This is a genomic window from Candidatus Omnitrophota bacterium (assembly GCA_025453395.1).
GTDB lineage: Bacteria > Omnitrophota > Gorgyraeia > Gygaellales > Profunditerraquicolaceae > JAlOQK01.
In genome coordinates, this window is sequence record JALOQK010000009.1 from 20660 (window position 1) to 36032 (window position 15373).

The window sequence follows — 15373 nt, forward strand, 5'->3', positions numbered from 1 at the left end:
TGATTATTCCTCCTTAGCCACCATTGCTACGGCATAACTGGCAACAGCTTCTTTCTTGCCTGTTTCCCCGCAACCCTCATTGGTTTTAGCCTTAATACTTATACAATCTGCGCGCAGGTCTAAAATCCGCGCCAGATTCTCTTGTATCTGTTTTTTATAAACACCCAGCTTAGGTTCCTCGGCGATAATAACTGTATCAATATTGATAAGCTTATAGCCTTTGTCACGGATTAATTCATAGACTTTAATCAAAAGCTCGGTGCTGGCGATACCTTCAAAACGCGGCTCATTATCCGGAAACTGCTCTCCGATGTCCGCCTCACAAACCGCTCCCAAAAGCGCGTCACATATGGCGTGCAACAGGACATCCCCATCTGAATGCCCTAAAAGCCCTTTACTGTGGGGAATTTCCACTCCTCCGATAAAAAGCGGCCTGCCTTTAACTAATCTATGTAAATCATAACCTATACCAACGCGCATAAAAACTAATCCTTTCTTTTGATGATCTCTCCGGTGATAACCAAATCTTCGGCAGTTGTAACTTTAATATTGCTATAAGCGCCTAAAACCATGCTGACCTTATGCCCTGTTTTCTCTACAAGCATAGCATCGTCGGTTACATCAAATTTACCGTACTTCTTGTACGCGCTTAAAATAATATCTTTCTTAAAGCCTTGCGGCGTCTGCGCCTCCCAAATGAGTTTTCTATCTAATGTTTTTTCTACGAGTATTTGATTCTGAACTTTTGGATTTTTACTTATAATTTCTCCTTTTTCCTTTTTCCTTTTGACTTGTTTTATCGTCGCCTTAACCGGCACACCCGCCACTGCCGCCCCACTTTTTGAGACTTCTTTTAAGACCCGGCTTATAATTTCACCGGTTACAAAGGGCCTGCCGGCGTCATGAATTAAGACTATTTCTGAACAATTACTGACTTGACTCAATCCGCAAGCTACAGAATCCTGCCGCCTTAAACCGCCTAAAACTATTTTTCCCGCTTTATCTATCCGGTAACGACGAATAATCTTAAAAACTTCCTGACAGATACGCTTATTGACTACGACAATAATTTCGTCTATGCACGGATGACGGTTAAATACTTCCAAAGAATAAGCCAATAGCGGCTTGCCGGATAATTTTATTAAGGGTTTAGCTACGCGGGATTTCAGGCGCTTGCCTTTTCCCGCCGCGACAACTATTGCTGTTACCATTATTGGTGCTCTAACTTTGTAAAAATCATTCTGCCGGCCTGCGTCTGTAAAACAGAAGTAACCTCTACTCTTACTTCCTGACCGATTAATCTTCGGCCGTCTTCTACCACAACCATAGTGCCGTCGTCAAGATACCCTACTGCCTGATTATGCTCTTTGCCTTCTTTAATAAGCTTAACCTGCATTTTCTCCCCCGGGAAAACTACCGGCTTTAAGGCATTAGCCAACTCATTAATATTAAGAACGCCTACCCCTTGTAAAACTGCCACCCGGTTTAAATTAAAATCCACGGTCATGACTTTCGCATCCAAAAGCTTTCCCAGTTTAATAAGCTTGGCATCCACCTCAACAGTTTCCGGGAATTCTTCTTCATTAAGGATAATATCCTGGCTTAATTCTTTTTGTATCGCGTGCAAAACCTCAAGGCCGCGCCTACCCCTTTGCCGTTTTATCGGGTCAGTAGAATCAGCGATCTGCTGCAGCTCTTTTAAAACAAACCTTGGAATAACAACCTTACCGTCTAAGAATTTGGTCTTTAAAATATCCTGGACTCTCCCGTCAATGATCACGCTTGTATCTAATATAACTAACTCTTCCCATTGATCTTGCCTTTTAAGGCGCACATAAGGGATAATAATATTGAACTCATCTTTACCGCGCAAACCCAAAACCATTCCCAGATAACAAAAAATAAGAGTCAATATAAGCCGCACGATCGGAAGGGAATCCACAGGGATAGGCGCCAAGACAAAGGCGTCTGTAACAAGCTTGGCCATGATCAAGCCTAAGATCAAGCCAAAAACAGAGCTGGACAGGCCCCTTACTGAAACCGTACGCAAACCAATCTCCATAATAATAATTACTAATCCTCCTACGGCTCCGATAACCGCGCCCCAAATATTTGGGTTTCCAAATGGAAGGGCCTGATAACCCGCGATCGAACTACCAACTATAAACAAAATACGAAGCAATAATAAATTCATAGAACCTCCTTGCGTAGAAAACGCACACTTTGCCTTCCGATAGGCAAAGGTGTTAGTATAAAATGTACCACCTATTTCAATATAATATCCAAAACTTGTTTTAAACTTGAGACTGGGATTATCTCTAGACCAAATTTACCGCTATTTGTACCTTTTTTCATATTGCTTGATATAAAACAACGCTTAAATCCCAGCCTTGAAGCCTCATTAATTCTTGAAGCAACTTGCGCGATACTTCTTACTTCTCCGGATAAACCTACTTCACCTAAGAAAATAGCATCTTCCGGAACAACTTTATCTTTAAAAGACGAAGCGATTGCCACCGCAACTGCCAAATCCGCGGCAGCATCATCTATCTCCATGCCGCCTGCCACATTAATAAAAATATCCTCCAGCTCTAAATGGAATCCTATCTTTTTCTCTAAAACCGCGATAATTATATTCAAGCGGTTAGCATCAAACCCCTGGCTTCTTCTTAACGCGTACCCAAAACTGGATTTACTAACCAAAGCCTGGATCTCAACTAACAATGGACGGGTTCCTTCTAAAACAGAAGTCACCACAGACCCCGCCACTGCTTTAGGTTTCTCTGCCAAGAATATCTCTGAAGGGTTAGCTACCTGTTTTAACCCCTCATTAGTCATCTCAAAAACACCGATCTCATTTGTTGAACCAAAACGGTTTTTTACCGCGCGCAAGATCCGGTACGCGGAAAACCTGTCGCCCTCAAAATATAAAACCGTATCCACAATATGTTCCAATACGCGCGGGCCGGCGATAGAACCGTCTTTGGTAACATGGCCTATAATAAAAAGGGAAATTTCCTTTGCCTTGGCAATCTGAGTTAACATCCCGGCGCATTCACGCACTTGAGCTACGCTTCCGGAAGCCGAACCGATATTGGGGTCAAAAATAACCTGAACCGAATCCACTACCACCACATCAGGCTTGATCTTATTTATATATTCAACAATTAAAGATAAATCCGTCTGGTTAACAATATAAAGCTTATCGGCTTTAAACTTCTCGCCTAACCGTGCGGCGCGTAAGCTGGATTGAACAACAGATTCTTCAGCGCTTACATAAAGGACTTTCTTATCTACGGCTAATCCGCAGCAGACCTGCAAAGCAATAGTAGATTTACCTATTCCCGGGTCTCCGCCGATAAGCACAACTGATCCTGCGACTAGGCCTCCGCCTAACACGCGGTCAAATTCAGCGATCCCGGTTTTAATCCTTTTCTCTGTCCCCTTTTCAAGCTCTTTTAAAAGAACCGGCCCTTCTTTATACAGGCTTGACTTTTGTTTATCTTGAGACTGGCAGGCCTGGTAATCTTCCTCTATAAAGGAATTCCACTTTCCGCAATCCGGGCACTTGCCCAGCCACTTGGGAGACTGAAAACCGCAGGAGCTGCAGCTAAAAACAACGCTTTTTTTCATAAAAAACCTATTTTACTTCTTTGGCGCGGAAGAAAAGTTTCCAGGGATTCTTACGTATATCAGCGACAAACGCTTCTAATTCATTATACAAAGTACCGTCATTTATAAACATGCCTAAAGTGCCTTCTCCGCTTTCTACCTTATTTAATATTGCGCCTAAATTATTCCCAATACCCTTAAGAAGCTCCCCCATTTCTTGTGTTGCCATAGGATCATTACCTACGATCTCCTGTTTATGCCCCAAACAAGAAGCATAATTCTTGCCCGGCATAATCTCAATATACTTTTCTCCCAGCAGGCCCAATGTATTCACCCAAACCTGCGAATCAACCGGGATAAACACATCTTTTCTTAACCAACAAGTAATCTTTATTTTTTGCCTGCCTTCATGACAAGACATAAAATCTATCTTTTTAACTACTCCTACATCTACTCCTGCCACACGTACCGGAGCGCCCAGCTTTACCCCATTTACAAAATTAAAAATACAATTTATTTTATAACCTGAAGACCAGGTCTTAAAACCTCCAATAGACAGGATAAACGTTGCTAAAATCACAAAACCGATAAAGACAAATATCCCCACCTTTAATTCTAATTTTGTTTTACCGAATATCATTTTTATCCTCCGTTTATCTTAGGCAACCCAAAGTCTCGGTTATAGGCCCGTTGGCAAGGCCGTTAACGAACTGATGCACCACCGGATGCGCTGTATTTTTTATTTCATCAGGTGATCCTTCAGCGATAATCTTGCCCTGATAGAGCATAGCAATCTTATCAGCTACCTTATAAGCACTTCTCATGTCATGGGTAACTACAATTGAAGTGACCTTTAATTTATCATGCATGCTTATTATTAACTCATCAATACTATCTGCGGTAATTGGATCAACCCCGGTAGTGGGCTCATCGTATAGAAGAATTTCTGGCCTAATGCAGACTGCGCGGGCCAAAGATACGCGCTTCTTCATACCACCGCTTAACTCCGCGGGCATCAAATTACCTATGCCACACAATCCCACAAGCGCTAAAGATTCTTCCACGCGCTCTAACAGCTCTTTTTGGGGAAGCTTATGATGCTCAATCAAACCAAACCCCACGTTCTCCGCCACAGTCATAGAATCAAAAAGTGCCCCGCCCTGAAACACAAGGCCAATCTTCATCCTGACTTTGTTTATTTCTTTTTCATTTAATTGAGAGACATCTCTACCATCAACAACAATCTCGCCTTTATCCGGTTTGAGTATCCCTACTATATGTTTCAACAAGACACTCTTGCCGCAGCCAGACCTGCCGATAATAACACAAGTTTTTCCGGCTTCAACTCTAAGGTTTAAACCATCTAAAACCTTGCGCCCACCTAAAACTTTAGTCGCGTTTTTTATGTCTATCATGGGAATATAAAGTAAAATAAAGCAGTAAAGAAACAATCTGCTACGATTATCATTATAAACGAAGTCACCACACAACGCGTAGTCGCCCTGCCCACGCCTTCGGCGCCTCCCTGCACATTAAATGCCTCAAAACAGCTTACCCAAGCGATAATCATTCCAAAAAACGTCGTCTTAAATAATCCTGTAAAAAGATCTTTATACAGAAGAGAATCAAAAGTGACATTAAGGTACATGTCACTGGAAATACCTAACCTAAATACACAAATAATATAACTACCTAATATCCCGATAATATCCGCGTACAAAGTCAAAAGCGGTACCATGAAGGCAAGTGCTAAAAGACGCGGCACAACAAGATACTTTATGGGATTAGTAGCAAAGGTCTCAAGGGCATCTATCTGCTCGGTAACCTGCATGGAGCCTAATTCCGCGGTAATAGACGCACCCACTCTTCCGGCAACTATCAGAGCAGTTAACACTGGGCCCAATTCCCTGACCAATGATAAAGCCACCATACTGGAGATGTAAATCTCTGAACCCAGCCGTTGCATAAAATAAGCGGTCTGAAGCGCGAAGATAAACCCAATAAAAAGCGCTACCAATGAAACAATCGGCAGGCTATCAAACCCTGCTTTCTTTGCCTGCTCAAAGAATTTATCACGTTTAAAAGGAGGGACAAAAATAAGGTAAATAGACTGAAAGGCAAGGTTGGTCATCCCGCCCAGGAAATACATCGTATCAACGACTGTTCTGCCGATGGTCAGGAAAAAATTAATCAACGCTTGTTTCAAATGCCAGATCGTCATTTTTGCGGGTCACCTTTATTGTTTTGCCGTTGGTGAATCTCTTGGAAATTATCTCTGAAGCCAAGGGATCTTCTAAGAAGCGCTGGATCGTGCGCTTCAAAGGCCGCGCCCCAAACACCGGGTCAAAGCCTTTTTCTATAAGAAGGTCTTTTGCTTGCTTGGTAATTTCAATGTGCAGGCCCTGTTCTTTAAGTCTTGAGGAGAACATATTTATTTCAAGGTCAATAATCTTCTCCAGATCCTCTTTGATTAGCGGCCTGAACACTATAATATCGTCAATGCGATTTAAGAATTCCGGCTTAAATGTCTTTTTTACCTCTTCAAGAAGTTTATCTTTCATTTCCTGATAGGTAACCTCTTCTTTTTGGTTACGAAACCCCAAGGAACCGGCCTTACGGATAAGTTCCGCCCCCACATTTGAAGTCATAATCATAAGCGTATTTCTAAAATCCACTTTTCTGGCAAAGCTATCCGTGAGCCTGCCATCCTCAAAAACCTGCAACAATAAATTAAAAACATCCGGATGCGCCTTTTCAATTTCATCAAGTAAAATCACTGAATACGGCCTTCTTCTTACCTTCTCGGTTAATTGCCCGCCTTCTTCATAACCCACATATCCCGGAGGGGCGCCGATTAAACGAGAAACATTGAATTTTTCCATATATTCCGACATATCCAGCTGGATAAGCGCGTCTTCATCGCCGAACATAAAATCAGCTAAGGCGCGCGCAAGAAGCGTCTTGCCCACGCCAGTGGGCCCTAAGAAAATAAAAGAGCCTATCGGGCGACGAGGGTCTTTGATCCCGGCGCGGGAACGCCTGATCGCATGAGCAATAGCGCTTATGGCTTCGTCTTGTCCGATAACCCGGCTATGCAATTCTTCTTCGATCTTTAAAAGCTTCTCGCTGTCTTTTTGTTCAAGGCGGATAATCGGGATACCCGTCCACTGCGCGACAATCTTAGCAATATCTTCTTCCGTGACCTCAGGACGGGTTTTATCTTTGGCCTGCGACCACTCTTTATTTAATTTCTCCAAATCCTGGCGCGCTACCCTTTCCTGGTCCCTTAAAGAAGCTGCTTTCTCAAAATCCTGGCTCTTGATAAACGCCTCTTTCTCCTTGCGGATAGATTCTACTTTTTCTTCAAGCTTTTTTATCTCCGGCGGAACAATCAGCACATTAAGCCTGGCGCGCGCGCCTGCCTCATCAATAATATCAATGGCCTTATCCGGCATAAACCTGCCTGAAATATAACGGTCGGATAATTTTGCCGCCGCCTCCAGGGCATCATCGCGGAAAGTAACCCGGTGATGCGCTTCATATTTATCCCTTAAACCTTTTAATATCTCAACTGTCTGTTCAACCGAAGGCGGCTCAACCATTATCGTCTGAAACCTGCGCTCTAAGGCTGCGTCTTTTTCAATGTGTTTTCTGTATTCATCGATCGTAGTGGCTCCAATACACTGAATTTCCCCCCGGGAAAGCGCCGGCTTTAATATATTAGAGGCGTCGATAGCTCCTTCAGCAGCTCCAGCGCCAACCAAAGTATGTAATTCATCAATAAAGATAATCACGTCCTGCGAACGCTTGATTTCTTCCATTACCGCTTTTATTCTTTCTTCAAACTGGCCGCGGTATTTGGTGCCGGCGATCATCAGGGCAAGGTCTAGAACAATAAGCCTCTTATTACGCAAAACTTCCGGGACATTCCCGGAAACTATCGCCTGCGAAAGGCCTTCCACGATCGCGGTCTTGCCTACGCCAGCTTCACCCAAAAGCACCGGATTATTTTTTGTCCTGCGGCTTAATATCTGAATAACCCGTTCTATTTCCATATGCCTGTTGATAACCGGATCAAGTTTATTTTCTTTGGCTAAAGCAGTAAGATCTCTTCCAAAAGCATCTAAAGCAGGAGTTTTAGTCTTTGCCTGCTGTTGTTGCTGCTGCCCGAATCCCGGAAGCGCCGAACCTAAAAGCTCCATGATCTCACTTCTAACAGCATTTAAATCAAGGCCTAGATTTAACAACACCTGGGAAGCCACTCCTTCGCCTTCACGAATAAGGCCCAAAAGCAAGTGTTCCGTGCCGATATAATTATGCCCTAAGGCGCGCGCCTCTTCAGCAGCCAATTCTAATGCTTTCTTTGCCCGCGGGGTAAAGGGGATATCTCCAATGATCTGGGTTGCTGGACCGGGCTGAACCAGCTTCTCAATTTCAAGGCGGATATTCTCCAGAGATGTCCCCATTTTCTGTAAAACCGCAGCGGCTACTCCTTCACCCTCTCTTAAAAGCCCAAGCAAAATATGCTCGGTACCGATATAATCATGATTAAACCTTCTGGCTTCCTCTTTAGCTAAGATTACAACTTTTCTTGCTCTTTCGGTAAAGCGATTAAACATTTCTCCTCCCATAATCCACTCCTATAGAAAAATAATTATATTTTGAGTTTATCCCTTATCAATTGCGCGCGCTTAATATCCCTTTCCTGTGAAGATAATTTCTTATTCTCAAGTTTTTGCAAATGCGCGGGCTGTGTAATAATAAATAACTCATTGATGACCCGCCTATCCATACATTTATCGATTAAACCCAAATCGCACCCCAGCCTGACCATGGAAAGAAGTTCAATCGTTTCATTGCTTGAAATAATACGCGCGTTTTTGAGTATCCCAAAACTGCGATGCACGCGGTCAGCCAAAAATTCCTTATTACGCTCAAATACCGCCTGACGCGCCTGATTCTCCTGGTCAATGATCTGCTTTATTAAGCCGTTTAAGTTCTCAATTATTTCTTCTTCTTTCACCCCCAAAGAAACCTGATTAGAAACTTGGAATAGATTTCCTGTCGCCTGGGTTCCTTCCCCGAAAAGCCCGCGGGTAGTAAAGCTCAACTTTGAGATCGCAGCCAAGACCCGGTCAATTTGGCGGGTCATCACAAGTGCCGGCAGATGCAGCATCACAGAAGAACGCATGCCTGTGCCGGTGTTAGTGGGGCATGCCGTTAAATATCCCCATTCCGGCAAGAACGCGTAATCCAATACTTTAGATAATTCGTCATCAATGATATTTACGACCTGCCAAGCCTGATGCAGGTTAAAACCTGACTGCATAACCTGTATCCTTAAATGATCCTCCTCATTGGCCATAATTGAGATTATTTCATCATGGTCAATGGCTACGGCGCGGCTTGTATCTTTTTGCGCATGCTCCAAAGACATCAAGTGCCGCTCTACCAAAAATTGCTTATCCACCGCATCCATAGAAGCTAAACGCAAAAAATGCACTTGCGCAAGCGAAGGGACAAGCTTAATTTTCTCTTCAAGCAGGTCCAACACATCTTCGGATTGTTTTTTTGCTGCCCAATGCGGAAAAGAAAATTTATTCAAGTTTCGCGCCAAACGAATACGGCTTGAAATAACAATATCGGCATTGGGGCCGGTGCCTCGCAGCCATTCACTGGTATGGTTTAGAAAATCATTGATTTGCATTCTTCTCTTGCTGCCTTATCTGGTCCCTGATTCTTGCAGCCTCCTCAAATTCCTCATTCTCAATGGCTTTCTGCAACTTCGCGCGCAGGTCTTCCTGGGGTTTAAACGTTTCTTCTTTTTCTAGTTCCATAACAACTGCCTTTTTACCAATATGCTGGCTTGAACCATGGATCCTTTTTAATAACGGGGCGAGGTATTTCTTAAAAGTATGATAGCAATTGGCGCATCCTAAACGGCCTATTTTCTTAAACTCCCCGTAGCTTAATTTGCATACCGGACAACGCAAAACATCGGATTCTTTCTCTCCGGTTATTTTCTCCGGCTGCACAAGTCCGGCTAAAAGATCGCTTAAGCCAAATTTCTGCTCCATATCATGGCTTTTTTCCTGCGCGCAATGCTCGCAAAGATGCAGCTCCGACATCTGATCATTGATGATCTCGGTTAAATGCACCGTAGCCTGATTTTTCTTACAAATATCGCATAACATAAAACTTTTGCCCTTTACTTGTGATTCTTACTTTTAACTTTTATTAATATTTAACTTGAATCAGGCATGCCTCTGGCGCTTATGCCTGATTAACACTTGCCACTGGCAAGTGCCATCTAATATTTAACTCCGTCTATTTTAGTCAATTTCTTAAACTCCTGCAATAATTTAAGTGTAATCGGCCCCGGCCTTCCAGACCCGATTAATCTGCCATCCACCTTAACAACCGGAATCAGTTCTGCGGCAGTGCCGGTTAAGAAACATTCATCAGAGATAAAAACTTCATGACGGGTGATTACGTGTTCATGCGCCAATATCTTATTAACCTTGGCTAATTCAAGAATACTGTCCCGGGTAATCCCGCGTAACGTGCCCATGCATTGGGGAGGCGTGTATAAATGCTTATTCTTAACGATAAAAATATTGTCGCCTGTGCACTCGGCAACATACCCCAGCGAATCAAGCATAATCGCCTCGTCGCAACCGGAATTAGCGGCCTCTATTTTTGCCAGAATATTATTCAGATAATTAAGCGATTTGATCTGCGGATTTAAAGCCTCAGGCAAATTGCGCACCGTAGGCACAGTAATAATGGAAAGCCCCTGTTTATAAAACCTATCCGGATAAAGCGCGATCTTATCCGCGATAATAATGACGCTTGGCGTGCCATAACACTTACGCGGGTCAAGGCCCAGATCGCCTTCGCCACGAGTAACCACCAAGCGGATATAGCCATCATCGAGCTTATTCTCTTTCAAGGTATTCACCACTGAGCGGATCATCTGCTCTTTGCTTAATGGGATATTAATCATTAGCGAATGCGCAGATTCATACAAACGCTCAACGTGTTCTTTTAACTTAAAAACCCTCCTGCCATAAGAGCGGATCCCCTCAAACACCCCGTCACCATATAAAAGCCCGTGGTCAAAAACCGAAACCTTGGCATTTTCCCTGTCGTAAAATTTACCATTAATATAGATCTTCATCGCCTTCCCCCCTTGATTTCCAAATTAATTTAATATGATACCGTCTTTTAACTGCACGCGTAAAGTAGCGCATTCGGCAATTTCTGTGTCATGGGTGACTAAAACTACCGTGACATCCTCTTCTTTATGCACCCTTTTTATGGCATCCATTATTTTCTTGCCGTTTTCAGAGTCAAGGTTTCCCGTAGGCTCGTCGCAAAGCAAAACCGCCGGACGGTTAATAAGCGCGCGCATCACCGCCACGCGCTGCTGCTCGCCTCCGGAAAGGTGTTTCGGCTTATGCTGCATTCTTTTCTCTAAGCCGAATAAGCTAAACAGGGATTTAGCGTAAGAAAGCGATTTTTTCTTCTCCCACCATGAACGCAAAAAGCAGGGCATTAAAACATTTTCCAGGGCGCTTAATTCCGGCAAAAGGTGATAAAACTGAAAAACAAAACCTATCTTGCGATTTCGCAAGAGCGCTCTTCTGTTATCGCTTATTTTATAAATATCATCGCCCTCAAAAATAACCTCTCCGGAAGAAGGCTTATCAAGCCCTCCCAAAATATGAAGCAGTGTGGACTTACCTGCCCCGGAAGGCCCCTGAATAGCCAAGAAATCATTACGCGCTATCTGACAGTTTATCCCTTTTAGCACATCTACCCGTGTTCCCGTATTAAGATAGCTGCGCGATAAATTATTGATTTTAAGAATATGCTCACTCATGCCTTAAGGCCTCACTGGTATTTATTTTAGACGCGTAATAAGCCGGATATATGCTCGCCGCCAGGCTTATTAATAAAGCCGCCACCCAAATAAAGTTGACATCCGACACGCCTAAATGCGTGGGGATACGGTCAAAATAATATATATCCTGCGGGATCAGGCTTCTGCCGAGAAGGCGGGAGATAAAATCCACGATATTATTTAAAGATGAACTTAAAACTACTCCCAAGAAAGCCCCCAGGGCTATTCCCATTATCCCGATACTTAGACCCTGAAAAAGAAAGATCATTACAATGTCAGATGAACGCGCTCCCACAGAGCGCAATATCCCGATATCTTTGATCTTGGCCATCACCGACATGATCATCGCGCTTACTATCCCGAAGGCTGCCACAACCGTAGTCATGGTCACTACGATAAACATCACTATCTTCTCAAGCTTAAGCGCGTTTAAGAAATTCCTGTTGGCATCCGCCCAAGTCAAAACTTCAAAATTATTTTTTGACTTGATCTTCTGATAAATATCTTTCTTTATTTTCTCAATATATTTAATATCAGTTGCCCTGACGGCAAATCCGTTTACGCCCGAGGGCATATTATAAAACTGGCGAAGCCCCGCGATATTAGCCAAAACTAAACTTGCGTCATAAGTATACATGCCGGTGTTAAATACGCCCGCGATAATAAAGTCTGAAGGCTTCAATGTCACTGGTGAAATCAAACTTATCTTATCCCCTACAGATAAACCCACACGCAGCAGGAATTCCTTGCCCGCGGTAATCTCATTTTCTTTAGAAGGCAGGCTTCCAGAGGATAAATATTCTTTTATCCGGGAAACTTTTTCTTGGGCTTTTGAATCAATGCCTCTTATTTCAGTTCCTGTCACCTGGGTTCCGGTCTTAATAAAAGCTTGGCCCGAAATAAAAGGCGCTACCGCCTGGACATCTTTGATCTTGATAAGCTGTTGGGCAAAGCCATCAATATCGCTCTCGGGGTCATAAAACTCCACCAAAAGATGCGAATTGGTGCCGATAATCTTATCTTCCAAATAACGGTCAAACCCGCTCATCACCGCGATAACCACGATCAGCACACAAACCCCTATGGCGATGCCTAACATCGAAATAAACGCGGTGAAAGATATGATCCCTTCTTTTTTCTTGGCCCTCATATACCTAAAGGCCAGCCAAAGATTACAAAGCATAAAAAAACTACCCCACCTCTCGCTTTTTCAAAAGAGGGAATAAAATCACGTCTCTTATAGAAGTCTGCCCGGTTAAAAGCATGACCAACCTGTCAATGCCTACGCCTAATCCTCCTGCCGGAGGCATACCGTGCTCTAAGGCAAGGCAATAATCTTCATCTACGCTTTTGTTTTCCGCAGCTTCTTGCTCTTTTATCTCTTCCTCAAAACGCCTCTTTTGTTCTATCGGATCATTCAATTCTGAATAGGCATTACCTACTTCCATTCCCGCGATATAAAGTTCAAAACGCTCACATATATTTGGGTTATCTGTCTTACTTTGGGCAAGAGGCGAAAGATGCGTGAAATAATCCGTGACAAAAACCGGATTAAAACTCATATCCTTTTCTAAAACCTCTTCTATGACTTTGGCAATTTGCGAACGGGTCAATTTTGTGGATTCCTTGCTTAAGTTATGCGCGTGTAATTTCTGAAGCATCTTTTCTGCGGTATCTTCAGGAAGTATGCCGAACTTTTCTTTAACCACTTGCGCAAATGATACTACTTTCCAGGGAAGCGACAAATCGATTTCTTTACCGTCGTAATTTAATTTTAAACCGCCTAAAGTTTTTTCTGCTAAAGATACGACCAACTCTTCCACAAGGCGCATCATCCCCTGGCAGCTGCTATAACTTTGATAAACTTCAAGCATGGTAAATTCCGGGTTGTGGCGCGTAGATATCCCCTCATTGCGAAAGCTCCTGTTTATTTCATACACCTTGTCCATCCCGCCAACCAATAAACGCTTCAAGTATAATTCCGGGGCAATGCGCATAAAAAGCTGCATGGAATATTCATTATGAAAAGTCTTAAACGGCCTGCCAGCTGCGCCGCCGGGGATGCTATGCATCATGGGGGTTTCCACTTCCACAAATCCCTTTGTATCTAAGAAATCCCTGATCGCCTTAACTATTTGCGAACGCGCCAGGAAGACTTTTTTTACCTCTTCATTAGAAACAAGGTCCAGGTATCTTTGGCGGTAACGCGTCTCTGTGTCCTTTAGGCCGTGCCATTTCTCCGGCAAAGGCCTCAATGCCTTGGCAAGAAGGGTAAAAGCCTCTAACTTAAGCGTTGGCTCCCCGGTATGAGTTTTAAAAAGTTCTCCGCTTGCGCTTATAAAGTCCGCTATATCCAAAGAATCAAAGGCAGAGAAATTATCCTTGCCCACAAAATCGCTCTTCACATACAGCTGGATCTTGCCGCTTGAATCTCTTAAGTCGGCAAAAACAACTTTACCATGCAGGCGCTTTGCCGTAAGCCTGCCGGCAAAAACCACTTTCTTGCCCTCCGGGAAATCCTTTAATAATGGGCCTATTTCTTCCCTGTCGCCAGGCGCACTCTGATAAGCCTTGCCTGTAGCTTCCCAAGCTGTAAGCTTATCCTTGCGTTGTTGAATAATTTCTTCCAGTTCCATAATATTATATATTTAGTTATAATACACTAATAAGTCAAAATATTATATCCTATGTTCCCGGCGGTGTCAACCAATTAAAAAGCCCGCTGCGACACCCCCGCTCCCGACGCTGGCTTCGCCAGGCCGGGACTTCTAGGATCGCAGCTTCGGCTTGACGAAGAAGCGTGGGAACCATAAAAAAAGACCTCCGTATTTTAATACGCAGGCCTTCATCTATCCTATTGAAAAGCAACTCTTTATGATACTGCCATGCCCCTATAAGCGCTCAACTGCTTGATCCTTTTAAGCATGTTTGGATGAGTGCTAAAAAGCTCTAAGCATTTATCCCCCCAGCTCAATTTAATTTGTTTATTGAATAAAACACGCAGCTCATTCTGGTCAATGGTGCCGTCTTTATCTATATCCAGTTGGCTTAACTGCCTGACTTCATTAAGCGCGCGCGAAGGGTCATTGACAAAAAACGCTTTCAGGCCTTCTACCTCTTTCAAAGATTCCTTACTCATCCTAGCCGAACCATAGGCAAGCTTGTATAAGCTTGAAGCAAGGCTGGAGGGGCTATTCCCCAGCTCTATTGAGCCTTTATCCGCGAAGTACTCACGGATACGCGAGGCATAAAGCACAAGAAGGTTGGTAATAAAATAAAAAATAAACGCGGCTACTCCGATAAGAACAGTATTCCCGGAGCGCTGGTCCCTGCGCCGGCCAAAGAAAAGAAAGTTCCATGCCAGCCGGTATAAGATCATGGGAATTACTGAGAGAAGCGTAATAGTAAGAACATCGCGGTTTCTTAAATGGGTCATCTCATGGCCCAGCACAGCCCTTAATTCCTGCGGATTTAATAATTCCATAATCCCGCTTGTAACACAAATCCTTCCGTCTTTTATGCTGCGGCCAAAAGCAAAGGCGTTAGGAATAGGCATACTGGAGATGCCGATCTTTGGAGCAGGTATTTGGGCTTTCTTGGCTAAATCTTCTACCATACCAAAAAGCTCTTGATGTTGTTTGCGGTCAACATATTTTACCTGCATGGACCATTCCACGATCTTGGGGCCGATCATATACTGGATAAACATCATCACAAAAGATACCCCGAGATAAAAATAAAAATCGCCAAAACCCAAATAAGTGCCTATGGCCACTATAATCCCATAGACAATAGCGAACAAAATTGCCGTCAAAATAAACATACGTAGCTTCAAGAAAAACATAGCGATATCTC

15 protein-coding genes are annotated in these 15373 nt (G+C 43.4%); all 15 read right to left on the reverse strand.

The genetic code is table 11. The features are described from left to right. Nucleotides 1-3: 3 nt before the first annotated feature. Nucleotides 4-480 carry a 2-C-methyl-D-erythritol 2,4-cyclodiphosphate synthase gene (gene ispF / locus MUF05_07140; protein ID MCU0666849.1) on the reverse strand — a complete coding sequence of 159 codons (477 nt, stop codon included), beginning with the start codon at nt 478-480 and terminating at the stop codon, nt 4-6. Nucleotides 481-485: 5 nt separating this feature from the next. Further along, nucleotides 486-1211: a 2-C-methyl-D-erythritol 4-phosphate cytidylyltransferase gene (gene ispD / locus MUF05_07145; protein ID MCU0666850.1), complete on the reverse strand. Its 726-nt coding sequence runs from the start codon at nt 1209-1211 to the stop codon at nt 486-488. Continuing rightward, entirely contained in the window at nt 1211-2194 is a 984-nt protein-coding gene (locus MUF05_07150) for a PIN domain nuclease (protein MCU0666851.1), read from the reverse strand. Before MUF05_07150 ends, ispD begins: the two co-directional genes overlap by 1 nt. 71 nt (nt 2195-2265) lie before the next feature. Next, complete coding sequence (radA, locus tag MUF05_07155) at nt 2266-3633, reverse strand: DNA repair protein RadA (GenBank protein MCU0666852.1); 1368 nt, start codon at nt 3631-3633, stop codon at nt 2266-2268. Between the two features lie 7 nt (nt 3634-3640). Further along, on the reverse strand, nt 3641-4252 hold the full coding sequence (locus tag MUF05_07160; GenBank protein MCU0666853.1) for an MlaD family protein: 612 nt from the start codon (nt 4250-4252) through the stop codon (nt 3641-3643). A 13-nt stretch (nt 4253-4265) separates the two neighbouring features. Next, nucleotides 4266-5027: an ABC transporter ATP-binding protein gene (locus MUF05_07165; protein MCU0666854.1), complete on the reverse strand. Its 762-nt coding sequence runs from the start codon at nt 5025-5027 to the stop codon at nt 4266-4268. After that, nucleotides 5024-5833 carry an ABC transporter permease gene (locus MUF05_07170; protein MCU0666855.1) on the reverse strand — a complete coding sequence of 270 codons (810 nt, stop codon included), beginning with the start codon at nt 5831-5833 and terminating at the stop codon, nt 5024-5026. Before MUF05_07170 ends, MUF05_07165 begins: the two co-directional genes overlap by 4 nt. Then, nucleotides 5799-8231: an ATP-dependent Clp protease ATP-binding subunit gene (locus MUF05_07175; GenBank protein ID MCU0666856.1), complete on the reverse strand. Its 2433-nt coding sequence runs from the start codon at nt 8229-8231 to the stop codon at nt 5799-5801. Before MUF05_07175 ends, MUF05_07170 begins: the two co-directional genes overlap by 35 nt. Nucleotides 8232-8266: 35 nt before the next feature. Continuing rightward, nucleotides 8267-9319 carry a protein arginine kinase gene (locus MUF05_07180; protein MCU0666857.1) on the reverse strand — a complete coding sequence of 351 codons (1053 nt, stop codon included), beginning with the start codon at nt 9317-9319 and terminating at the stop codon, nt 8267-8269. Beyond that, nucleotides 9306-9806, reverse strand: coding sequence for a UvrB/UvrC motif-containing protein (locus tag MUF05_07185; GenBank protein MCU0666858.1), 501 nt, complete (start codon nt 9804-9806; stop codon nt 9306-9308). The genes MUF05_07180 and MUF05_07185 overlap by 14 nt, the downstream gene beginning before the upstream one ends. Before the next feature lie 116 nt (nt 9807-9922). Then, the gene (gene ilvE / locus MUF05_07190) at nt 9923-10792 is read right to left on the reverse strand and encodes a branched-chain-amino-acid transaminase (protein ID MCU0666859.1); all 870 of its coding nucleotides are present in this window, start codon (nt 10790-10792) and stop codon (nt 9923-9925) included. 24 nt (nt 10793-10816) lie between these two features. After that, nucleotides 10817-11497 (reverse strand): ABC transporter ATP-binding protein, encoded by a 681-nt coding sequence (locus MUF05_07195; GenBank protein MCU0666860.1) that lies wholly within the window; start codon nt 11495-11497, stop codon nt 10817-10819. Beyond that, the gene (locus MUF05_07200) at nt 11490-12701 is read right to left on the reverse strand and encodes an ABC transporter permease (protein MCU0666861.1); all 1212 of its coding nucleotides are present in this window, start codon (nt 12699-12701) and stop codon (nt 11490-11492) included. Before MUF05_07200 ends, MUF05_07195 begins: the two co-directional genes overlap by 8 nt. A gap of 7 nt (nt 12702-12708) precedes the next feature. Further along, a complete protein-coding gene (gene lysS, locus MUF05_07205) occupies nt 12709-14154 on the reverse strand; it encodes a lysine--tRNA ligase (GenBank protein MCU0666862.1) in 1446 nt (481 codons plus the stop codon). 236 nt (nt 14155-14390) lie between these two features. Next, nucleotides 14391-15362 carry a zinc metalloprotease HtpX gene (locus MUF05_07210; GenBank protein ID MCU0666863.1) on the reverse strand — a complete coding sequence of 324 codons (972 nt, stop codon included), beginning with the start codon at nt 15360-15362 and terminating at the stop codon, nt 14391-14393. Between the last annotated feature and the right edge of the window lie 11 nt (nt 15363-15373).